Here is a 23,080-nt window from a genome sequence, read left to right as displayed (position 1 = left end):
CTTAATTTTTTAATTCCCAAATTATGTGAAAATTTAAAAATCAATAATTAATATACATAAATAGGTGAGATCGATATGAGTTTTAAAAACAAAAACTATTTAATGACATCCTTAATAGCCTTTCTTTGTACATCTATTATCTATTCAGCCATTCTTGCTCACAATTTTAATGATGAATCAAAATTTGATACCCCATTTTGTGGATTTCCCGCGATAAAAATCACTCAACAATTGGATATCAATGGAGATGAGGCACTCAAAGAATTTTTTACAGAATCTTCTTCTTCAGGTAAAAATTGGCGCTCAAGCTTCCTTTTGGAATTTGAAGGTAATCTTACCCTTCAAAATACAAACCTCCATTTAATTATTCAAAATAGTGTTATAAGCAATATTAAAATTTTGAATTGTTGCAATGTTCGGATTAAAAATTCTGAATTTATTGCAGGGTATAAAGCCGTAGAAATAATGGATTCTGATTCGATTGAAATAATCAGAAATCATATACATGATAATGTAGTGGGAATTCATATGGAATATACTAACAACAGTATTCTTCACAATAATATAATCACACATCAATCTGGAGATTCTACCATCCTAGGGGATGGTATTTATCTCCTCTATTGCAACAACATAGAAATTCAAAATAATATCGCCAACTATAATCATGGGAATGGAATTTATTTGAAACGATCAGCGGACTGCATCATTGAAAACAATATATTAAATTATAATTATGGAAACCAATCTTTCTCTGGAAATGGAGTTATACTTGTTCATTTTTGTGATTCTGCTCAAATAATTAATAATACCGCCAACTATAATCATGGGATGGGGGAACGCTATTCTGGAAATGGGATTGTTGTTGAACATTCTGATTGGTCAGTATTGTTCCATAATACTGCAAATTACAACAATGGCACAGGCATTTTTTCAGGTAATGGCATCTACACTGAAGTATCTAATGAAGTTAAAACATACGAAAATGTAGCAAGCTTCAATTCAGAAAGTGGATTTGAAATAAGAGGCTCGATAAAGAACATTATCTGTCATAATAACTTTTCTAGCAATATGAAATATGGGATCAATATGAACTATCCTTGGGAGACTGAGGTATATGAAAACATCGTAACTAATAACCTGATGGGAAATATTTTTGATATTCATCGAGCGAACGTATTAGGTGATAATTCAATCACTACTTTTGAAGGGATTGAGTTAGAATTTGGCCAAAAATCAATTCCATCTTTCAATTTTCCATTATTTTTAATTATGACCCTACTCGGAACTGTTTTGATTATTCAACATGAAAAAAAAAAACAGATTTGATCCCTTTTTTTTAAAATGGCGTGAGTTAAAAGAAAAAGAATAAAAAATAAGAATTATTCGCTCACACCATTAATCCTAATAACTTATTAACACCTAATACGCACCCTTTTTGTATGTTATCATGTCCCACATGGTGGAATTTTTGACATATTAAAATTTCATATTTTTCTTTTAATTATTTGATTTTTTTTTTGTCCAGAGGTTTTAAGGGTTCTAACGATTAATGCTGTTAGGTAAAAAAATGCTTCGACAAGTAAATTTGTTACTGGATGGAATACCGATTTTTCAACAAAAATTCGCAATTGGATTAGACCCTTCAGAATTTAATAATCTATGGCATATGGCAATTAAAGATATCAATTTTGAATACTTCTTTGATGAAGAAATCATGACTCGCTTCTATTGGAAGTACCGAATCGAGATATTAACGGTAAAACATCGGTTGATCATCATTTTTATTACAGACATGACAAATTCAGGGGAATTAATTAAAGATGCAATTACTGAATGTCGAAATCGATTTTTAGACAAATTTGAGGATATTTTTGATAAATCATACGATCCCATTGAAATTTTAGAATTTTCCCATGATTTAGTTGATTGTTATGATAAACTATCACCGAAAATTTCAATAGTTGGTCATAGTGGGGTTGGAAAAACCACAATTACTCGACTCCTTCAAAATGCTACAGTACCCCTTACTCATCTTCCAACAATTTCTGGAGAAGTTCAATATGTTAGTGATGACAAGATCAACCTTTCACTTTGGGATTTTGCTGGTCAGGAAGAATTTGAATTTCTATGGGATAAATTTCTACGAGGTAGCGATGCAGTTCTCATTATAACAGATTCCACAATGGTAAATGTGATTAAGAGTCGAACTTTTGTTGGATTAATAAAACGTGAAACACCCTTTGCGTATGTTGGGGCTATTGCCAATAAGCAAGATCTTCCCGATTCTCTTTCACCCGAAAAAATCAAATATTTCCTTCGTGGGGTTCCAGTGTATCCAATGATTGCAAATAAGCAAGAGAATCGAGACGTAATGATTGATATTGTAAAAGATTTACTTGAAATTTCACCAATGAAATCATTGGAACCATTAATTGGAAAAATTAATCGAAATCTACAAGATAAAGAGGCATGGATGGATGATTTTGTAATCCAAGAGAAAAATGCTAAAAATGAATGGCTTGAAAAACAAAAGATAGTCGATTTGTCCAAAACAATTCCCATAAAGCGAACAGTGAAACAAAAAGGGAGAAAAGAATTTGTTCCATCTTTTATGAAAAATTACGATGAATGAACATGTTTCAATTCAAATGTTTTTTATTTTCATTTAATTGACTCAACCTTCGTTGATGGAAAACTATGAAAAATTAAGGTTTTCGGGTTTCTTTTTTTTCTTAAGTTTTACTTGCTCAGCTTTGAATTCAAAAAGATCTTTTAAATTCATATATCCATCAAAGTACAAAAATTCTCGACCTGTGGTAGATGAGTGCTGTTGTTGTTTCTCAAGAAGTTGATTGATTTTTTCCATAAATTCCATTCGAATTTTGCATAATTCTTCCATCTCTTTTTCATTGAAAAAAAGCATTCGACAATCAGGGTTAGAATTTGGTAAATGGGTTAGAATGTTACTTTTCAGTTCAGAAACTGAATCAATAGTATCCAAATGATCGAATAAAGGAAAAAACATCTCAAGATATTTTGTGAAATTACGTATCGCTACTTTATTAACATTAATCATTTGCTTGATGGATGAAATGGAAGCAGTTTGATAATTGAAGGATTCATTTTCGCCACTGAACGATTTTGATGCAATAGAATAATAAATTGGTGTATATCTACCTTGAATATTCACCGGTCTTTCTTCAGAAGTCAGAACACCTAATTCATCTAATTCTTGAAGATGGCGTCGAATTGTTGTTTTACTATAGCCAGAGAGATTCGAAATCTGAGTAATGTTCATTGAATGGTACATCTGGAGGATAGCTAAGATACTTATGTTGATATCATTTTGGAAAGCCTGGAAAAATGTGTGTGTTGCATCATTCAGATTATTTTTTGAACTCATCATATATAAAGATGGTAACGATAAATTTATATTTATGGATTACTCATTGAGTTTTGAATAACGTGACTTTAATTGGTCAAATAGTTACGATAAATCGGAGAAAAAAAAATGATCACTAAAAATCCTAAACCAACAATTGAAGATCTTAAATTAATACCTACACTTTTGAGTTATGATCTGGCTCCATCTGGAGAATTTCTTATTTTCGCATCAAATCACAACGGAATAGCCCAATTATACTTACAACCAATAACTGATCCTTCGAATATAACTCAACTTACTTTTGGGGATGCTCCAACTACAAATGGGAAAATTTCCCCAAATAATGATTCGATTCTCTTCCGGAAAGACCTAGGAGGGACAGAAATGGATGATCTTTATGTTTTGAATTTAAAATCAATGAAAATTGAACAAATTACTACCAATCCCACTCGAGTGATGGGTTTCTGTTGGTCGCCAGATCAAACAAAGGTTGCTCGCGCTGTAGTAGGTCAGATGGATTGCCAAATCGAGATAATTTCCTTACCGACCAAAGAAAAAACTGTGCTCACTTCTTCGTCTTTACCCTATATTGGAATTTCATTTTCGCCTGATGGGATGTGGATAAGCACCACTCATCTCACCGAACAGCATACAAAGACAATTGAAATCCTAAATATTGAACACCCTAAAACGAAGTATGTCATTCATTTAGATGAAAACTCGAATGAAACCGCAGTCAGTTGGTCTCCAAAGGCAAATAAAATTGCATTTATTACGGATATATCGGGATCTCGCCAATATGCAGTTTCTTCTTTCCCACCTAAAGAAACGATTGAATATTCACTATTAAAATTAGAGACCGATGAAGAAATTGATCCTGATTGCGAAGGTTGTGTGTTTTTAGGAGAAGATATCATTACTCAAGTGTCAAAACATAGTCAAACTTCCATTTTTCGGTATTTACATGATGCATCAAAACGAATAAAAACATCATTTCCAGAAGGATATATCCTAGAACCCCGAATATCCTTTGGGAGTCAATACATTTATGCCTTACATTCCGCCATTAATTCACCAAAGGATATTTTTCGAGTAGATTTAGACTCCAATACACATGAAAGAATAACTAGTTTAGGACATAAATATGATTTCAGTACCTTTCCAAGAGCCAAATCAATATGGTATGACTCTTTTGATGGACAAAAGATACATGCGTGGTATTATCCTCCTTTGAATGCAGCAGAAAAAGCGCCTGTTGTTGTATCAATACATGGAGGGCCTTACTGGCAGCATTTCAATAGTTTTGAAACAGGGCAATCGATGCTTACTTTAGCCTTGGCAGGTTATGCTGTTTTTGCACCGAATATTCGAGGATCTACAGGGTACGGGAAAAAGTTCCAAGATCTCAATAAGGGTGATATCGGGGGTGGGGATTTGGATGATATCGAGTATGCGGTAAAGTGGTTAAAAAAGCAACAGGAAATTGATAAAAATCGAATTGCTTGTTTTGGCCCAAGTTACGGAGGATATTTAACTCTAATGGCCCTTACCAAAAAACCAACCTTATTTAAAACCGGTATTTCTTTTGTTCCCTTAACAGATCTTGAATTCTTACATGAAAAAGCGGATCCTGCATACCGCGGGTTTGCCCAAATGTTATTGGGAGGTTCTTTAGAAGAAAAACGGGAATTATACTTAGATCGTTCTCCAATTACTCATGTTGATCATATTCAAGCACCCGTGCTAATAGGTGCGGCTATAGGAGATTCTCGATGCCCTTTTGAACCGATTCAACATTTTGTGGACCATTTATTGATAAAAAATCACCCTCATAAATTTTTGACGCAAGATGATATGGGACACGCATCAGCAGAGAGCTTCCAAAGTTTTCAAGAGATGCTCTGGAATCAAATGATATGTTTTCTAGATAAATATCTTTAGAGGATGACTTCTCAAGCGGATTAAAGAATATTTTTTTTTAATTTTTCTAAAAAATCGAAGGCCTATGGATATTAATAATCGATCGATAAGTATTTGATTTTGTCGGAAAAGTGATAAGAAATGGCTGTCATAATTTTCTTATTGTTCGATAAATTTTCTAAAATACTATTAACATCAAATCAGGGACCATCATGTCATCAGATCTTAAAATTAAACGGTTTCTTACTCATTCTCACAGAAATACGCGCTTTTCCATAGTAACACCTAACAATCAGACAACTATTTCCTTTAATCCAGCATTCGTAAAGTATAGTCGCGATATTTATAATATTCATGTCGATATCATCCATGATTTTTCAAAAGGATCCTATTCCGCATTATTTCGAAAAGGAAATGAGTTTTATATCCCCACTGAGACTCCCTTTCATACAAATACTTTGGATTTATTGTTTCAAAACATCGAAATTGAGCTGCGGAGTCTAGCATTTTCTAATTTCCTCGGAATTCTCTTGAAATATAAAATATTGAAAACAATCCAATATGAAACTTGGGATATATTCATGAGTGAGAAATCAATACATTAAATTTTCCCTTTCCTTTTTTTTGATTTTCGAATTTAATACATTATATGCAAAGATTTCATCAAAATTTTCAGAATTCCAAAAAAAAAGTTGCATTTTTACACGAAATGACTATTCTTTTCCTTCTAAATTAAAGTGACAAAAAACTTTTTAAAAATTCCAGTTAAGATGTTAATCATTGATGGTTATATGAAAATTTTGACTGAAAGTAGCTAGATTTTCATACAATTATCTCTAAAATATTATTTCGAGTTAATAAATATGGCTGAAAATTTACAAAAAACCGAAAAACCTTTACAAAATCGATGGTTAGTCGTGATCGCCGCGGTGGTTTTGGAATTGGCATTAGGTGCAATTTATGCTTGGGGCATTTATGGATCCAGTATGGTAGCTCTTGGTTGGACAGATACTCAGATCCAAATCCCATATAGCATTAGTTTGGCCAGCTTTGCAGTAACCACTGTGTTTGCTGGGAAATTGAAAGAAAAAATAGGTCCAAGAATTTTAATTATTATAAGTGCCGCTTGTTTAGGTGGAGGATATCTTTTAGCAGGTATTTTACCATTATCTCCTGTAATGTTAGTAATCACCATTGGTATAGTTGGAGGTGCAGGTATTGGATTCTCATACGCATTACCAATCTCTACTGGAGTAGCTTGGTTCCCAGATAAAAAAGGATTAGTAACTGGTTTAGGAATGGCAGGATTTGGTGCAGGTGCTTTAATTTGGTATTACCTATTTGATGGAATTTTTAAGGATATGACAAACGGATTACAAATCGGATTCATTGTTTTTGGTATCTGTTATGCAGTCTTTGTAATGTTCTCTTATTTCTTCTTATATGAACCTCCAAAGGATTACACAGTTCCTGGATATACACCCCCTGTTGCAAAAACTGCAGATGGAGAAGCAATTGAAGAATTCAATATGGAAAGTAAAGATATGCTAAAAACACCTCAGTTTTGGATGATCTTTGTTTCTTACATGTTTGGTGTTGGGGCAGGTCTTATGGTTATTGGCATTGCAAAGAAATGGCCTGCAACAGTATTAACTGATCAAGGTTTAGATCCAACATTGGTTAATACAGTAACTCAATTGGCAGCCGCTTTAATTTATCCTTTATTTAATGGTTTAGGAAGAATTATCTGGGGAATTTTAGCTGAAAAATTGTCATGGAAAAAAGCACTACTAATCATGAATTCCGTTCAAACGGTTTTCTTCATCCTTATTATGTTCTTAGTTAAATCACCAGTTGGTTTAATCATCGGAATGGCAGTTATGGCTTTCAATTACGGAGGGAACTTTTCCTTATTCCCACAAGCGACCAGAGAAGCTTTTGGATCAAAATACATCAGTCAAAACTATGGATGGGTCTTTTTATCCTATGGTGTTGGTGGAATCTTAATCCCTATGCTAGGAGCAGTCTTTTCAGATGCCGGACTTCAAAACTGGGCATTTATTGTTTCAGCAATTGGATTAGCGATTACTGTTGTACTCATGGTAATCTACAAAAAACCACAAAAGAATTAAACCTATAATTCTATTTTTTTATTTAATTTCTGTTCTGATTCTGGTTGAAAATTGAGAGATTACTAACATATTTCCGTTTAAACTTGGTAAAAAATAGAGTTCTGTTCATGATTGATTTTAAAATAAATGTTTTCCTCAACTTTAAATAGAAGGAATCCAAAAATGTCGTTGGATCTTATTTAAATGATGCTTGGATGTGTGAAAGATTTCCCCCCATGGGACGTTTTAAGTTTTAAATCTCAGTTAAGAAGTAGTACTTCCTTAGGTAACATAGAAACAGTGAAAAAAATTATCGGTGAAATATATGCGAAAATTACAAGATCACACAAATTCAATCCCAATTCGAGTCCAATTAATCTAATTGGATAGAATTGGAACCTTGCGTTCATTCAACCACAAACCAACCCACCCCCCAAGAGGACCCATACCCCTTTTGGGGGAAAACCCTCTCACAAATTCATTTCATAACTCAACCAACCCCAACCGAAGAACACACATACCCCTTAAGGGGGTTAACCTTTCGACTAATAACAAACATTTCATTAATCACCCAACCAAACCCCCTTTCCTTGCTTGATACCCCCTTATTGAGCAAGGAAAGGTTCCTTTTGATGATGATAGTTTTTCAAAATTGCAAATTTTTATGTGTTCCCCTATCCATGATCTCATATTGGTGATCAGATTGATTTCATATGATGATTTTGCTAAGATGGATATTCGGATTGGAAAGGTATTAGAATGTGAAGAAGTTCCTAAATCACGAAGTTTGTTAAAATTAAGTGTCGATGTTGGGGAGGAAAATCCCCGCACCATTGTTTCGGGAATTAAAAATTGGTATAAACCAGAAGAAATGGTGAATAAATTTATCGTAGTCTTGATAAATCTAAAACCCCGAAAAATGATGGGAATCGAATCACAAGGAATGCTACTCGCTGCTGATGTCGATGAGACAGCGGTGTTATTGAAAGTTGATGACAAGTTCCAAGGAAAAATGAAACCTGGCATTCCTATTGCATAATCTTTTTTTAGTTATTTACAAATATCGTTCGTGACCAACATGAATATAGATAAAATTCGAAAGCGGATCAATGGAAAGCGGAGAGAATCTCCAACATCTCTCTGGTTGTTTATCAATGAAGGTGTGGCCCACCCTATTGGATTAGCACCTTTAAAAGATTATCATGAATTTTTCCATCCCTTGCTAGAAACGGGTTTTACATATCCCATTTCAATGCTTTGGAAGGTAACTGGATATTCAATTGAAAGATCCCAAGATATTATTCAGAATTATTATCAAGATTTAATAAATGCTAAACTCTATTATCCGGGAATTCATGGGGATTGGATAAAGTGTAGTCTCTTTGAAATTGGAGATGAGCGTTATTTAAACTTAGATATTCTCGGTCATGCAGCATGGGGAGATAAAGCTCAATCAAGGGCAGAACCTGATGATGAATTCACATTGGATGAGAAAGTTGGAACTCGCGCACTTTGGCTTCAAATAACGAATGGCAAAATGAATCCGATAGGTTTAGCACCATTACGGAATTATAAAAAGAAAATAACTCCAATATTAGAAACTAAATTTACTTATCCAACCTCAATGTCTTGGAAAATAACCAATCAGACGAAAGCAAAAACGGAGGAGCTACTACTTTCTTACTATAGTGATTTAGTGAACGCGAAAGTTTACTATCCAGGAAGATATGGAGACTGGATCAAATGCACACAATTAGTGGTTGGGCCTGAAAAAACCAAGTATTTAAACTTGGATATTATAGGAGCAGCGGCATGGGTAAAACCAACACTAGCTTCAGATTTAGGCATTTTCATTAAAAGTCAAGAACGCTTCTATTTTGTGTGTATTATTCGAGGAAATTCTCCTGGAAAAGGAAAACCAGCCATAATTGGGGGGATCATGAACGCTGGTAAGGTCTTGGATTCGGGGATCTATACCATGCTCAAAGAATCGCGTGAAGAAGGGAATTTGATCATTTCTTATGATGGAGCAGTAGAAGATTTGCGGGAAGATTACATGATCACCGATATTCCAGTAATAGTGAAAGGATTTGAGTGCATTGACCCGAGCTTAACAGATATTCGATCAACAATTTATTATAGCACAACGATTCCTACCACAGAACAAGAACGTAATCCTGATGGATTAAAGCGCGTTTATCAAACCTCAGCTTATGCATTATTAATTGATACTAAAGAAGTTATTATCACCGAAACAGATCTCGCTAAGGTGTTCACAGCGGGTGATGATGCTACAGCAATGGTTTATTATGATATAACAACTTATTTCAAAGATGAAAAAGAAGAAAATATTCCGAATTTTGGGTTAGAACACCATCCTACTTTGTTTCAGGCGATGGTCCAAACTTTAAAAAAAAAAAGAATGGATTAATCTAACTTTTTCTCCCTTTCATTCGACCAACCAATCTTTGGCTTCTTCTAAAGAGTTCTTCATGACCACATTTGATTTGGCAAAGGCATTTACTGCTTTTAATAGGACTTTTTTTAAACCAGTGATACCAACTATGCACTCCTTCTCAACAACATCTAAATCTTTGCATACCTTTGCCACTCGTTTTAGAGAATCCATGATTTCTTTATTAGCAACTCCATCTGTAGCATCAGTTAAGAAAAGTTGTTTTGTTTTAACGGTCCTTACAAATGTTTCCAATTGATTTATTACGGGTAATACTTCTTCAGATTTCTTTAGATGCGAATAATCAATTAATAAAATTTTACGACCTTTGTGTTCGATTAATCTAACTCGTTCCATGGTGTTTTTCTCTCGTGATTTTTTTCAAATCGTATTATGTTCTGTAGCCAACTTCAACCTAAAAGCTTACTTAGAGAATGAGAAAAAAGCGGAATTTTTAATAACGCGTATACGAACTTCTTATTATGGGTATAAAAGAAGATCTTCCAATGGATGAAGAAATAAACGATATTCAACTGACCAAAAAATTGACCAACAGTCTCTTTAGCTTGGAAAGCAATGAGGAAAATGTGATGAAAGGTATCAAAGACTTGGCCAATCGGATGAAAAAATCAAATCATGAGATGACCAATTATTTAAGCCTTCAAAATGAAACGGTTCGCCTTTATATTCAATTGGTAAATCGTAAATCAGATATTATCAATAATCAAGATTTAATGAAGATTAAAGAACACGTTAAGCGAATGGAAAAGACCGTTTCAGTTCAACACGAAATCTATAATAGCTTCCAAGAGATGGGTGATTCTTATAAAGAATATCATAAAACTTTGAAGGATCTAGCCAAGTCTTTTGAAAAACTAAATAAAAAGCAAAAAGATTGGCATGATTCGGCTGCGGAATTATCCAAGGCCCAAGGATCTCAAATGACTTCTGGCCAAAAGCTAGATAAACTCGAAAAAGCAGTAAATAAACAAAAACGAGAAGTTATGAAATATTATGATGATCGGAAGCATCGCGATGGATTTGTCCAACATGCTATGGTCCGTATTAATCAAGCTTGGATTAAATTAAAAAATGTCATTAAGACCCAAGAATGGTAATGAAAAAGGACTAATTTCTACCAAATTTTTTACTCTTTATTATATAAATTACTCCTGTTATCCCTGCAAAGGAGATGGCGAGATAGATAGTTTGATAACCATTTATTTTACGTGGAATTTCTGGTAATCCATCATCCGAACTATTATCATTGTTGTTGGGAGGATTTGGATCATAATCAGTAATGGAGATGTTTTTCGGATAAATAAATGGATTCTGACATGGGAGATAACCAGACTTGGTTCCAGTTAAAATAGATGTAGCAAGATCCTCGGAAGGAAATGGAATTTCCACAAATCCATCCTCGGAACTATATCCTGTCCATATCAATGTCTCATTTTGAAAAACGGTAAAAGTTACGTTCGGTACGGGTATCCCTTCTGATGTGAGGGAATATATTTGAGGAGAAGAATTGGTAGTTGAGATTCGAGTAGCATTTAAAGTCGAGGGAATCTCCATCCAAATATTCAGTTCGGGATCACCTAACAAATTGAATTGCTTTAGAACCCGATCCGACCACCCAGGATAGTCGAGTGTTATATTTAGCTCTTGAAGATCTGCTATGTAGTCTTGCTTAGCTAACCCTAAGGCTTTTCCTGGTTGAGAAAACATCACTAAGTTTTCCAAAAATCGGGATTGAAGTCCTTCGGAATACCAACCTCCATGGTCACGTTCCGTCCATTGATCTTCACCCCATACAACATGACTACCTGCAATGCAACCAATAGCACTAGTTTTTAAAACATACTCAGCTAGACTATCATAATCTTCATCAAAAGTGCCAGTACTGCACCCTCCTAAATAGTACATTCCCAAGGTCCGCGAAGGGTTGATAGTAGTAATCGAAGTAGAGATGAGGGGTGAAGTTATTTGGGTGTCAATTGCAGCTCCCCCAAAGAGAGGATCCCCATTTTGATCAAATAAGCCATCATCATCAACATCTTCAGTAAATATTGTACGATACATCCCCTTTTGATTTCCATGCCCAGTAATAAAAACGATCCCATTTCCATCATTAATTTGGTTCTCTAAATGGGTTATGGTTAGACTTTCATTGTATGCATATTGAGACGGACTCAAGCCTTCCGCTTCGGCTTGTAAAATATAACTCCAATTGGTAGGAAATTGTTGACTCAGAAAATTATAATGACGATTTGCATCACATTCACCAAAATCAATTTGATTATCATTGTCCCAATCTTCATTGAAGACCAGCATAGCCCCAGCGAGAAGGGCTCGAGTCATCCAATCACCCAAAGGTGGGATTTTTTCATATCCTAAAATATTACTTACTAACTTCTGCATCTCTTCGATATTATTTGCTGTTAATCTTCCAACATACACTTCGGGAATTAAATCAAAATCATCCAAATTTGTGGCCCAAAGCCCGTCATTATTGGAATCCCAATTGTGATCTAAGTCAGCATAATATGAATCACAAGAAACATTACCTTCATCATGTCCAGGATGTTCTTCAGCGGTTTTAAGAGATCGCGAGGGAACTTGTTCATCATCTCCAGCTAATAATACCCATCGGGTTCCATTATTTTCATAAAAAGCTTGGATACAATTTTTGATCTTAGCTTGTAAATCGATTCCGGAATGATTTGTTTGAATTTCATCAATAGTTACAATTTGAGTGTGCAATCCTTTTTGCTGTTTCCAGTTTTGAAAATCGGTTAAAGCGGAAACAAATTCTGTGGTTGTAATAATTAAATAATCAACTTCGGATGTTGATGAAGAATATAGAAATGAATTTACTTTTGGGGGATATTTCAAGGAGATTTCAGGATTCAAGGAAACAAAGTTCAAACTGTGGGCAAAAGATGTATTAATTATTAGGAAAAGAAAAAATAAAACATGTGCTTTTTTCATATCAAATCCACTTTTTACTTCGCTGGAGTTTCGGTATTTCCATCGTATTGCATACTATCATGAGGTTTTGCTTCTCGATCAACTGAAAAACTCAAATAATAAAAAGTTAGGGCAAATAAGATTGCGAATCCCATTACCACAAAATTTGCTCCTGGGAGAGTTTGGGTAGGAAAGAAGAAATAAGCAAATATTGCTATGATTACAAAAATACAACAATAAATCCGATAACTAAGTTTATTTTTTGGTAATAGTTGAACAAGGGGATTTAATAACACACTCATAATTTTCTCAGTATCCTTGAAATCGTTATATTGCCTTTTTAATGTTTCGCTTGATGCGTCGTATTTCTTTCGCTTTGTCGGTATACCAGTTCATGGACCAAATGTGGATCATATTCCAACCGAGCATGTGTAATACGCTGGTACGAATCCGGTCACGATCGCGAGCATTATCAGCATCTTTATAAGATCCCCCATCCAATTCGATGCCTAAGATATATTTGGAAGGATTATCTGGATCGATCACGGCCAAATCAATCTTAAAATCACTAGAACCGACCTTTAATTCTACCTCATAGCCAAGTTTTTCCAAAGTGCGCTCGACATCAGCTTCAAAAGATTCAGCCCGATCTGCTTCCTTTAAAGAAAATACATCTTTTTTACCAGGGAGAATACTTAACCGTGCAAATTTCATGTAAGCCACTAAATCACGCAATCCACGAGCTTTTACACGATCTATCGGAATATCACCTGGTAAAAAGGAAGCAAAAAGCTTGATGTGATACCGTGCTCGGGTAATGGCTACATTTAATCGTCGATAACCGCCTGTTCGATTCAAGGGGCCAAAATTCAGACTCATTTTTCCCTTCATATCCTTCCCATAGCCGATGCTGAAGAAGATGAAATCCCGTTCATCCCCTTGGACAGATTCCAGATTTTTTATGAAGAGAGGTTCTTCCGGATCGTTATAGATTATGGATTCTACGGAAGGTTCTAATTTCACTAGGTGATCTAAAGCTTTTTGAATAGTATCTTGTTGAGCTTGCGAAAATGCCACTATCCCTAAAGAATATTTGGTTTGATACTTTTGATTACTTTTATAATGGTTTATGATAGCATGAGCTAAGGCGTCTGCTTCAATTTTATTGGTTCCTTTCAATTTTCTTCCTTTAGAAACATAATGAAAATCGATCGCGGGTAACGCTACAATATCTTGATAATTTTCCAATTCAGGATGTATATTATCAAGATCCCCATTTATTTCTGCATCCAATTCAGCTTCCAAATTTGCTTGTGAAGTAGTTCTTTCATCCGAATCTTGGTTTTTTGTTATGAGTTTTTTAGTTTTCCCAGTTCCAATATCAGGAAAGCTAAACAATCGCCCATTATAATAATTAATATTTGAAAACGCGATAAGACCTTCTTTCTTGGAACGATAATGAAATTTCAATAATTTTTCTCGAAAACCGATTCCCGTACATTCATCCAAGAGACTTTCCATGGATTGAATTTCTACATCCAATTCGGGATCATCGAAATCTTCGTCAGCATTGCTTTGAGCAGAGAAAAAATTGGTTGGAGGAAGTTGTTCACTATCACCCACAACAATCAGACTTTTTCCCCGCAAAATCGCCCCAATTGCATCTTCAGGGGTCACTTGGGATGCTTCATCAAAAATAACAATGTCAAAGAATTGTTCATACTTTTCTACTGCGAGATAATTGGCGATAGATAATGGACTCATCAAGAAACAAGGTTTGAGCAAGGTGATATACTCTTGAGCTTCCATGAAAGTTTGGCGTAGTGGTTTAACGTTACGTTTTTTCTTCAGTTCTCGTTTAATATAGCCCGTTTGAGCCAATAGAGTATCTGAAATATCTAAATCGGATTTGGGCCGCTGACCAAATAATTTAGCTTGCAACCTACCTTGATTTAGGAGCAAAGATTCCGAATCTATTTTAATAAATTTATCCAATTCCTTTTCATGGAATTTCCGATCAAAATTTGCAATCGGTGGCAAGCTGTCTTTAATATCGGTAAAATATATGGAATAGAAAGTTTTTTCAAAGATTTTTTCATAAGGAATTAATTTCTTATCGGGTCCCACTTCCACCAACTTTTTATTGATCAATCCATCAAATAAATCTCCCATTCCCAAATCCCGTAAATGATGCTTCCGAACTTGGACTTCAAACCAATCATTCAAATATGGTAAATTATCATACCACTGAGTTGCAAAGATATGGTTTTTATCCCACAGGTTTTGTTGAAATTCTGATGTAAGGAAAGAAACTGAAAGGAGAGGATGCAATAAGTCATCAAGTTCTCGAAAAGACTTCCATTGTTCAAACAATCCATCAAATTCTTCAAGAAGATCAGCGAGAAATTCTGGAGAAGATGAAAATGGTTTACCAAATTCATCTTGAAAAGCTTTGATAATATTCAAATGCCCCATCACATTTGCTTTTGGATTGGGGATACGCAAACAAGCAAGGATACTCTCTTTATCTGTTTTATAATTTTGTCCTTTACGTTTAAACCATGATGTATAGTCAATGGTAAAACGAGCCACTAAACTATCAACATCAAGCAATAACGCGTTATCATTGTATGAATTGAAAAATTTTTCCAGTCTAACTAAATCCTTTTCTCCTTGTATTGGTTTTAATTTTGATTTTAGATTCCAAACCGTAACCCGATCATTAAAACCCTCAATTTTTTGTAAATATTCTGCCAAATGATGATGTAACCACTTATTCAAAGATTTATTTTCAGGAACTAAATCTTCATAGGCCAATCGAATTTGTTTCAATGAGTGAAAATCGAGATCTTCAAATTCAACTACAGAATCCAAGTCAAAATATTCTGATAACTTATAAAAATCGGAATCCATCGTTTCCCAGAGTTCATAAATATTTCGTAAAATGTCCCCCCAATATTTTCCTATTTGAAGAGTTTTTTGCCAATGATTCAATCCATTCAATTTATTAATAAAATCGGGAGAAAATTTCAAATGGATCTGTCGAAGAGCTTCTTGGAGGTGAGTATTTCCTTTCTTGAAAGAAACCAATAATTTACGCAAAACCAAGTGAAGTTCTGGGGATAAAATAAGAGGACTTACAATACGAGAATAGCGCCAGGGATTATCATCATAATTTTCCATGGTTTTCCGAAATAATTCTAATTGATTAAAAAGATCCTTGATAGCAACAAAATCAGGTTCTGTAATACTTTTGGGATCACGGATATCGGCTTCAATAAGGGGTACTTCTTCCAACTTGAGGAGATGACCAATAATCTCATACAAAGAGAGATCCATTTTTCCGAAGGATTGATTGATAGTCTCCACATACTCATTCAACTTATCTCGAATTAGTCCCAATTCTTTAAACTTTCCTTCTCGCACTTGAAAATCTGCTTGGTTTAAATTCATGCTGTGTTCAATTTGTTGAAGTATTTCTTTTTTATTTGAATTTTGAGAATGAACTTGTAAGCAGAAGTCACCCACACCGCATTTTTCTAACCGCTTTTTAACTACATCAAGAGCAGCCCGTTTTTGAGCCACAAATAATACTTTTTTGCCCACCGCAAGGGATTCGGCAATAATATTTGCAATGCACTGGCTTTTCCCGGTGCCTGGAGGTCCTTGAATAACAAGAGAACTACCAGATTTGGCATACAACACTGCTTCCATCTGGCTTGAATCACAATCTAAAATCGCATAGGAATCTGTAGGAGCTAGTTTGTCTCCTAAGAAATTACGATCGGGTAAATTTTCTTTCTTTTCTGCGAACCCCTGTTCTTCTGCTATTGCCCGTACAATTGGATGATTAAGTAGATTTGTTTGGTGATCGTCGAGATCTTCAAAAAGGGGGGCCTTAGTGAAACTGAAAGTGCCTATGAAAGATCGATGTTGCAATTCCCAAGATGGTTCAATGTTAATAGCTTCCTCAACGGAGCTAAAGTAGTGCTCAAATGCCCGAGAATCAAACTCGTATCCAAATTTTGGTAAGCGGATTTGTTCACCTAACAATTTTTCCCGCAATGCAGGGTTTACAATGACTTCATCATCCAATAAATCAACGGATAAAGGTTTCAAGGACAATTTTGCAGGAATAAATAATAAAGGGCTTGTACTAAAAGTGCTTTCCCCTTTTTCCTTCCATTTTAACAAACCAAAGGTAATGTAGAGAATATTAATTCCGCGTTCATCCAACGCGTCTTGATTCTTTCGAATAATACGCTTTATTCGGGTCTCTAATACATTATCAGTTAGTTTTGTAATTACTTCAGTGAGTCGGGCTTTTTTTTTGACGATTTCTAAAGCTTCAAGATGTTTATCTTGCGTTTCTTTGGATACGTTAGGTTCCGGAGTCGTTTCAAATGCAGTTTTGGAGGATTTTTTAGCTCGAGATTTCCGAACTTTATGCTTAAAGACGGAAGGAAAAGTTCCCGTTTGGTCAAGAACCACGAGAATTTTAAATAAAGTTGCGCAATCAGGATGAAGGATTTCGATATAACTTTTACTACTAGGATTGAAATTAAGTTGGGTATTCCTATTACTCAGATCAAGAAAGTTACTCTTCCATCTATTTATCTTCGCTATAGCTTTCGAGGAAGTCTTGGACATTTTTTTTTCTACCTTACCAATAAGTTATTGTTCTCGAATTTTAATTTTTGGGAGGTAGATTGATAATTGAACAAGCATATCAGAAGGGGGAAAAAAAAGTATCAAAAATCCTCTAAACCAGTTTCACATCGCTTTCATTTTGACTTTGTAAGGATCTTTTGATTTCTTAAATTTTTCAGTTTTCCAAAAGAGTTTTTTCCCATCGGGAAGAATACCCCCATAATCTTTATCCAATTTGGTTAACAATTGTTTGGTAGCGGCATGTACTAGTTTTGCAGGGTTAAGTAAAACATCTTGAACTTCAAGAGAATTTTTAATTTCCTTATAATTTAGACGTAAATTTTTTAAATCGATTAAATATCCATGCGTGTACCATTTAGGATAATGCTCGTTTGTACTAGAAACGCGTAGTTCCACAATACCATTTTCTGTGTCTTTGATTTTAAGATCAACTACGTCTTTTGCTTCTCGAATTTTTATAAACACGCAAATCGGTTCTTCCTTTCCTTTGGTACGGGCTTTGACATATTTTTTTAGCTGTTGTTCAGCAGGTGATTTTTTTGCCATTGTGATCATCTAAAATAGTTTTCTTTTAATAATTAATTAGTTAATTAGGTTTACCCACCATGCTGTCCTTGAAAAAAGGAAATTCGATCTTCGGGGGTAATTTTTGTTTCAAACCAGTTCTCTCCGCCAACAATATCGCCATTCATGACAATCATGGTGTTTTCTGCTAATTCTTCACCATCATAAATAAATTCTTTAATGGAGGGAAATTGCTCGATAATTTTTTCGATCAAATCTTTAATCGTGGCAGATTCTGATGCGAGTTGATATTCCACCGATTTAGAATTTGTTCGAGAGTAGAAGGGTCCGAATAAATTTGCGACAAATTTGGCTGTAACGCTCATTTTCGAAGTCAAGTTATTATAATTAATCTTTTTCAAAAAAAGTTTGGTTTCTTTGCAAAAAGTTTTTTTTTAACTAAACGAGGTATAACAATAAGTGAAAATAAAAAATGACTGGGAAATTCGATTGGGAAAATGCCGAAATGTTCGGGGAAAATAAAGAACCGGCTCATGCTACGCTAATACCATATAATTCTATTGAATCTGCACAATCTGGAAATCCAACAGATTCATCCTTTTATAAATCGCTCAATGGGAATTGGAAATTCCATTGGGTGGATCGTCCTTTAATCCGACCTCAAAAATTTTTCCAAACAGATTTTGACGTATCTGATTGGGCAGAAATCCCAGTCCCTAGTAATTGGCAGCTTCAAGGCTACGGTATTCCGATTTACACTAATGTTAAATATCCATATAGCGTGAAAAAATCCCCTATTCCCAGTATTGACTATGAATATAATCCGGTGGGGTCCTATAAAACAATTTTTAATATTCCGGAAGAATGGGATGGTCGAAACATATTTCTACATTTTGAAGGAGTTAAATCTGCATTTTATGTTTGGATAAATGGGGAAAAAGTAGGGTACAGTCAAGGAAGTATGACGCCAGCAGAGTTCAACATTACATCTTTTATTCAAAAAGGAGAAAACCAACTTGCAGTCGAAGTTTATCGTTGGTCTGATGGGAGTTATTTAGAAGATCAAGATATGTGGCGGTTTAGTGGAATTTATAGGGGAGTTTATCTTTTTTCTACTGCACCAATTCACATTCGCGATTATTTTGTAAAAAGTGTTTTTGATGAAAATTTCCAAGATGCTACACTTCAATTGACTGCGAGAGTGAGAAATTACCTTAAAAAAGACGCGGAAGTGCATTCATTAAGCTTAACACTTTTCGATGCGGATAATAAATTAATCGGCACGGATCCTCTTCTTCAAAGTTATGTTAAAGTTGATGGAAACCAAGAAGAAGAAATAACATTGAAAAGCCTAATTCAAAGCCCTTTCCAATGGTCTGCGGAAATTCCCTATCTTTACACAATTTTCATTACTCTTAAAGATAAAAATAGTAATATCATAGAAGTAATTCGATTTAAATTTGGTTTTCGACAGGTGGAAATCAAAAGAAGTCAAATCTTAGTAAATAACAAACGAATCTATCTCAAGGGAGTAAACCGCCATGAGCATGATCCCGATCATGGGAGAGCCGTACCGTATGAATCTATGGTGGAAGACATTCGTTTAATGAAGCAATACAATATTAATGCTGTCCGTACAAGTCACTATCCAAATGATACTCGTTGGTATGAACTCTGTGATGAATATGGTCTGTATGTATTTGATGAGACGAACTTAGAAAGTCACGGATTACGCAAAAAAGTTCCAAATGATCGCCCAGAATGGAAAGCTGCATGTATTGATCGAATTGAAAGTATGATAGAACGAGATAAAAACCATCCTTCAATAATTTGTTGGAGTTTAGGTAATGAAGCAGGTTTTGGAGAAAATCACAAGTACATGGCCGCGAAGGCTCGTGAATTAGATTCAACGCGATTCATTCACTATGAAGGGGATCACAAGGGTGAAGTGGTTGATGTCTATAGCACAATGTATACCTCCCCCACCAATCTAGCAAAATGTGCTCGAAATGAAAAATATGCGGGGGTTCTCGATGTCTTACCATTCACAGTGAAACCAGAATATTGGCAAAATAAACCCGTCATGTTATGTGAATATGCTCACAGCATGGGTAATAGTACGGGAAATCTGCAAGAATATTGGGATATTATTGAAGAATCTCAGATTTGTGCGGGTGGATTTATTTGGGACTGGATAGATCAAGGGTTGAGAAAAAAATCCTTAGAAGGGAAAGAATTTTGGGCATATGGAGGGGATTATGGCGATGAACCTAACACCGCTAATTTCTGCATTAATGGAATTGTGATGCCTGATCGGAAACCCAATCCTGGAGTATTTGAAGTTAAAAAAGTCTATCAAAATATCAAGGTATATCCAGTTCATATTCCTTCAGGAAAAATTGTCATTGTGAATAAAAGCACTTTCAGCCGTTTAACTGATTTATTTTGCTATTGGGAAATGACTGCAAATGGGAAAATAATCCAAACTGGGGAAATTAATGACTTGGATATTGCACCAGGTGCAGAATTGAATATGAACATCCCGTTTACAGAACCAAAATTAACCGAGAATACAGAATATTTGTTAAAAGTAAGTTTACGCTTGAAAGAAGATACAATTTGGGCAAAAAAAGGACATGAGGTGGCCTGGGATCAATTTTTAATTCCGTGCAGCATACCTAAACCAACGGAAATCCCGTTAAGTTCAATGCCCGAAATTATTCTGGAAGAATATGCCACATCTATTGATATTAAAGGCCAAAATTTCTTGATCAAAATTGATAAATCTGCAGGAGGTTTAACATCCTACATTTATGAGGGAAATGAATTAATAAAAACCCCACTTCTTCCAAACTATTGGCGTGCCTTGACCGATAATGATAAAGGATTAGCAAATCTCGTCGGAATTATGAAGTTGGTTCAACCTAAGAAGAAAAAATTTCAAAAACGGAAATTATCAAATATTTTTGCTCAGAAAATTAACCCTCAAATGATAAAAGTCTCGCTTCAATTCAAAGTTCCTCTAGGTCAAACGAACCATCAGACAATTTATACAGTCTACGGAAACGGAGATATCATTGTAGATAACAGCATGATTCCAAAGAAGGAATTATATAAATTTGGAATGCAGATGTCGATACCAAAAGATTTTGATTACATTACATGGTATGGGGCTGGACCCCATGAAAACTATTGGGATCGAAAAACTGGGGCTGCTGTCAGCATATATTCAATGTACTTAGAAAAATATATCCATAACTATGTCAGACCTCAAGAGAATTCTAATCGATGTGATGTTAGATGGGTCGCGCTAACCAATGCAGAAGGAAATGGGATCATCTTTTCAGGAATGCCTGTATTCTATTTCAGTGCATGGCCTTATAGTCAAGAGGATTTAGAACATGCTACGCACATCCATGAACTACCCAGACGAGAAAACATTACTCTAAATGTTGATCTTAAACAACGAGGTGTGGGAGGCAATGATTCGTGGGGAGCTAAACCTGAAGAACGTTATCGAATCCAAAAGGAGTTACCTCTTATTTACAGCTTCCGAATTAGTCCCTATAAAAAAGAAATGGGCGATTTTAACACGGTAGCCCGGAAAATACTTCCTTCTGACGATTAATAACACTTAAATGATGAATTCCAGTTTTTTTTATACAATTTTTATCCAAGTGAGTATTTTTATTGCAGCAAATACGGCTGCTGTAAAACCCAAGCATTTAAGAAGAATTACACCTACCTTCAATAACCCATGCAACCAATTCAGATCTTTTCGTGGATTTCGGTCTTCTCGAGATGGAAAAGGAGGAAATGGAGCATGAGGCTCTAATTGGTACCAATAAGCAGTAGTTGCCCAATCATCTCCACGATGATTGTTATGACCATGTTCTATCGTGACCTCTATTGCTTTTTCGAAAGGAATTGGATCTTGTATATGATAACGATAATAAGTTATTTTTCCTTCCCAGTTGAAACCTCCTCCCTTTATGACCCCGTGATATGGTGCACTATATTTTTCTTGAGGACAAAAAGCAGTATTTACATAATCTTCAGTTCCTGTTCCATATAATGTTGGTTCTCCTCCAATATCGTCATCAATGAAGATCATATCATCCCCTTCTCCAGGCCAATTATATAATCGGCGTTTTAAAGGAAATGGGAAATTATCAATATTTATATTACAACCAACATAATGGCCTTTTCCTTTAGCCTTTAGAATAAAATGATTCCGATCATATCCTCCATTTTCGCGAGTATTTTTCCCTGCCAACATTTGCCATTCTAATAAACTATACTTTTCCCCAGAATCAGGATTGGTTTGCATGTCGTTTTTATAATCAACCCGATGAAATTGAGCATGAAAGTATCCAATTGGAGTCTCATCCTTTGGCCAAGATTCAAAGAGTTCATAATCTACATAATAATAGAACATAATTCCAGGTTTTTTTTTAAGAAGGAAATTGGAATCAGGAATTAAGGATGTAGGATTATCATTTTCAATCTCGATACGAGCATGGTTTTTGAAGGGCATTACCCACCACGAATTGAAAGCCTTCCCATTTTGGGGGGACATTTGTAATGGTTCTGATACAAAATTTTGCTTATCCCCATGTCCTAAGCCAAAAAAATCACCTAAGGGACATTCAACACTGGGAGTTTCCTCATCATCCCACCACATTCGTATAATAATATGCCGGGGCCAAAATTTTGCATTATTCACCATTTGCGTTGTCCAGATGTGATTAATACATCCTGGTCCATCTACATTGAAAATTGTGGTCTTCTCACCCGGTTTGATGAAGACCATATCCAAATTACCGCCAGATTTATCATATGAAGAAATTCTTTTTCGTTTAAAACTAGATAGTTTTATTAAATCGCGTAAAGATGTTGAACGTAGTAAATCGTGTGTCATAAGGCATCAATTTTTTGTCGTTATATCTTTATCTTTCATAGTAAATTTAAAATTTGCTAACTTTCCCTTTAGATTTCCAATACCAAAGAGAGAGGTTTAAATTTCTTCAAAGAGAAAAT

The 23,080-nt window shown here is 35.0% G+C and carries 17 protein-coding genes; 9 read left to right on the top strand and 8 right to left on the bottom strand.

Annotated features, from left to right (window positions below):
* Positions 1 to 75 precede the first annotated feature (75 nt).
* Positions 76 to 1,329 (top strand): right-handed parallel beta-helix repeat-containing protein, encoded by a 1,254-nt coding sequence (locus NEF87_RS14685; RefSeq protein WP_457916401.1) that lies wholly within the window; start codon positions 76 to 78, stop codon positions 1,327 to 1,329.
* Positions 1,330 to 1,552: 223 nt separating this feature from the next.
* On the top strand, positions 1,553 to 2,635 hold the full coding sequence (locus tag NEF87_RS14680; RefSeq protein ID WP_457916400.1) for an ADP-ribosylation factor-like protein: 1,083 nt from the start codon (positions 1,553 to 1,555) through the stop codon (positions 2,633 to 2,635).
* A 63-nt stretch (positions 2,636 to 2,698) separates the two neighbouring features.
* On the opposite strand, the gene NEF87_RS14675 is transcribed toward NEF87_RS14680, so the two are convergent.
* Positions 2,699 to 3,406, bottom strand: coding sequence for a winged helix-turn-helix domain-containing protein (locus NEF87_RS14675; protein WP_457916399.1), 708 nt, complete (start codon positions 3,404 to 3,406; stop codon positions 2,699 to 2,701).
* A 108-nt stretch (positions 3,407 to 3,514) separates the two neighbouring features.
* On the opposite strand from NEF87_RS14675, the gene NEF87_RS14670 reads away from it, so the two are divergent.
* The 5 genes from NEF87_RS14670 to NEF87_RS14650 all read left to right on the top strand — a co-directional run bounded on the left by NEF87_RS14670 (position 3,515) and on the right by NEF87_RS14650 (position 9,850).
* On the top strand, positions 3,515 to 5,329 hold the full coding sequence (locus NEF87_RS14670) for an alpha/beta fold hydrolase (protein ID WP_457916398.1): 1,815 nt from the start codon (positions 3,515 to 3,517) through the stop codon (positions 5,327 to 5,329).
* Positions 5,330 to 5,520: 191 nt separating this feature from the next.
* Positions 5,521 to 5,913, top strand: coding sequence for a hypothetical protein (locus tag NEF87_RS14665; RefSeq protein ID WP_457916397.1), 393 nt, complete (start codon positions 5,521 to 5,523; stop codon positions 5,911 to 5,913).
* 258 nt (positions 5,914 to 6,171) lie between these two features.
* A complete protein-coding gene (locus tag NEF87_RS14660; RefSeq protein WP_457916396.1) occupies positions 6,172 to 7,440 on the top strand; it encodes an L-lactate MFS transporter in 1,269 nt (422 codons plus the stop codon).
* Between the two features lie 673 nt (positions 7,441 to 8,113).
* A complete protein-coding gene (metG, locus tag NEF87_RS14655; protein ID WP_457916395.1) occupies positions 8,114 to 8,458 on the top strand; it encodes a methionine--tRNA ligase subunit beta in 345 nt (114 codons plus the stop codon).
* A gap of 39 nt (positions 8,459 to 8,497) precedes the next feature.
* Positions 8,498 to 9,850, top strand: a complete 1,353-nt coding sequence (locus tag NEF87_RS14650; RefSeq protein ID WP_457916394.1) for a hypothetical protein — start codon at positions 8,498 to 8,500, stop codon at positions 9,848 to 9,850.
* Between the two features lie 18 nt (positions 9,851 to 9,868).
* Here the strand turns inward: NEF87_RS14650 and NEF87_RS14645 are convergent, their stop codons facing one another.
* Positions 9,869 to 10,231 (bottom strand): hypothetical protein, encoded by a 363-nt coding sequence (locus NEF87_RS14645; protein ID WP_371802142.1) that lies wholly within the window; start codon positions 10,229 to 10,231, stop codon positions 9,869 to 9,871.
* A 125-nt stretch (positions 10,232 to 10,356) separates the two neighbouring features.
* Here NEF87_RS14645 and NEF87_RS14640 point away from each other — a divergent pair, with 125 nt between their 5' ends.
* Positions 10,357 to 10,992: a hypothetical protein gene (locus NEF87_RS14640; protein WP_457916393.1), complete on the top strand. Its 636-nt coding sequence runs from the start codon at positions 10,357 to 10,359 to the stop codon at positions 10,990 to 10,992.
* A gap of 10 nt (positions 10,993 to 11,002) precedes the next feature.
* Here NEF87_RS14640 and NEF87_RS14635 read toward each other — a convergent pair whose 3' ends face one another.
* The 5 genes from NEF87_RS14635 to NEF87_RS14615 form a co-directional block, all read right to left on the bottom strand.
* Entirely contained in the window at positions 11,003 to 12,865 is a 1,863-nt protein-coding gene (locus tag NEF87_RS14635) for a C25 family cysteine peptidase (protein ID WP_457916392.1), read from the bottom strand.
* A 14-nt stretch (positions 12,866 to 12,879) separates the two neighbouring features.
* Complete coding sequence (locus NEF87_RS14630) at positions 12,880 to 13,146, bottom strand: hypothetical protein (RefSeq protein WP_457916391.1); 267 nt, start codon at positions 13,144 to 13,146, stop codon at positions 12,880 to 12,882.
* Between the two features lie 25 nt (positions 13,147 to 13,171).
* The gene (locus tag NEF87_RS14625) at positions 13,172 to 17,494 is read right to left on the bottom strand and encodes a DUF4011 domain-containing protein (protein WP_457916390.1); all 4,323 of its coding nucleotides are present in this window, start codon (positions 17,492 to 17,494) and stop codon (positions 13,172 to 13,174) included.
* Positions 17,495 to 17,617: 123 nt separating this feature from the next.
* The gene (locus tag NEF87_RS14620; RefSeq protein WP_371802137.1) at positions 17,618 to 18,061 is read right to left on the bottom strand and encodes a hypothetical protein; all 444 of its coding nucleotides are present in this window, start codon (positions 18,059 to 18,061) and stop codon (positions 17,618 to 17,620) included.
* Between the two features lie 50 nt (positions 18,062 to 18,111).
* Positions 18,112 to 18,417: a MoaD/ThiS family protein gene (locus tag NEF87_RS14615; RefSeq protein WP_371802136.1), complete on the bottom strand. Its 306-nt coding sequence runs from the start codon at positions 18,415 to 18,417 to the stop codon at positions 18,112 to 18,114.
* A 95-nt stretch (positions 18,418 to 18,512) separates the two neighbouring features.
* On the opposite strand from NEF87_RS14615, the gene NEF87_RS14610 reads away from it, so the two are divergent.
* On the top strand, positions 18,513 to 21,668 hold the full coding sequence (locus NEF87_RS14610) for a glycoside hydrolase family 2 TIM barrel-domain containing protein (RefSeq protein WP_457916389.1): 3,156 nt from the start codon (positions 18,513 to 18,515) through the stop codon (positions 21,666 to 21,668).
* A 30-nt stretch (positions 21,669 to 21,698) separates the two neighbouring features.
* Here NEF87_RS14610 and NEF87_RS14605 read toward each other — a convergent pair whose 3' ends face one another.
* Positions 21,699 to 22,961, bottom strand: a complete 1,263-nt coding sequence (locus NEF87_RS14605) for a glycoside hydrolase family 172 protein (protein WP_457916388.1) — start codon at positions 22,959 to 22,961, stop codon at positions 21,699 to 21,701.
* Positions 22,962 to 23,080 lie beyond the last annotated feature (119 nt).

Origin of the sequence: Candidatus Lokiarchaeum ossiferum, from assembly GCA_025839675.1 — an archaeon.
Lineage (GTDB): Archaea > Asgardarchaeota > Lokiarchaeia > Sigyniarchaeales > Promethearchaeaceae > Lokiarchaeum > Lokiarchaeum ossiferum.
The sequence above is the reverse complement of the archived record's forward strand: the minus strand, read 5'-3'. Positions and strand labels throughout refer to the sequence as shown.

Coding starts and splice junctions, on each gene's coding strand:
- NEF87_RS14650 (WP_457916394.1), top strand. CDS start 8,498: ATGAATATAGATAAAATTCGAAAGCGGATCAATGGAAAGCGGAGAGAA.
- NEF87_RS14660 (WP_457916396.1), top strand. CDS start 6,172: ATGGCTGAAAATTTACAAAAAACCGAAAAACCTTTACAAAATCGATGG.
- NEF87_RS14665 (WP_457916397.1), top strand. CDS start 5,521: ATGTCATCAGATCTTAAAATTAAACGGTTTCTTACTCATTCTCACAGA.
- NEF87_RS14625 (WP_457916390.1), bottom strand. CDS start 17,494: ATGTCCAAGACTTCCTCGAAAGCTATAGCGAAGATAAATAGATGGAAG.
- NEF87_RS14680 (WP_457916400.1), top strand. CDS start 1,553: ATGCTGTTAGGTAAAAAAATGCTTCGACAAGTAAATTTGTTACTGGAT.
- NEF87_RS14640 (WP_457916393.1), top strand. CDS start 10,357: ATGGGTATAAAAGAAGATCTTCCAATGGATGAAGAAATAAACGATATT.
- NEF87_RS14620 (WP_371802137.1), bottom strand. CDS start 18,061: ATGGCAAAAAAATCACCTGCTGAACAACAGCTAAAAAAATATGTCAAA.
- NEF87_RS14605 (WP_457916388.1), bottom strand. CDS start 22,961: ATGACACACGATTTACTACGTTCAACATCTTTACGCGATTTAATAAAA.
- NEF87_RS14610 (WP_457916389.1), top strand. CDS start 18,513: ATGACTGGGAAATTCGATTGGGAAAATGCCGAAATGTTCGGGGAAAAT.
- NEF87_RS14685 (WP_457916401.1), top strand. CDS start 76: ATGAGTTTTAAAAACAAAAACTATTTAATGACATCCTTAATAGCCTTT.
- NEF87_RS14630 (WP_457916391.1), bottom strand. CDS start 13,146: ATGAGTGTGTTATTAAATCCCCTTGTTCAACTATTACCAAAAAATAAA.
- NEF87_RS14670 (WP_457916398.1), top strand. CDS start 3,515: ATGATCACTAAAAATCCTAAACCAACAATTGAAGATCTTAAATTAATA.
- NEF87_RS14675 (WP_457916399.1), bottom strand. CDS start 3,406: ATGAGTTCAAAAAATAATCTGAATGATGCAACACACACATTTTTCCAG.
- NEF87_RS14635 (WP_457916392.1), bottom strand. CDS start 12,865: ATGAAAAAAGCACATGTTTTATTTTTTCTTTTCCTAATAATTAATACA.
- NEF87_RS14645 (WP_371802142.1), bottom strand. CDS start 10,231: ATGGAACGAGTTAGATTAATCGAACACAAAGGTCGTAAAATTTTATTA.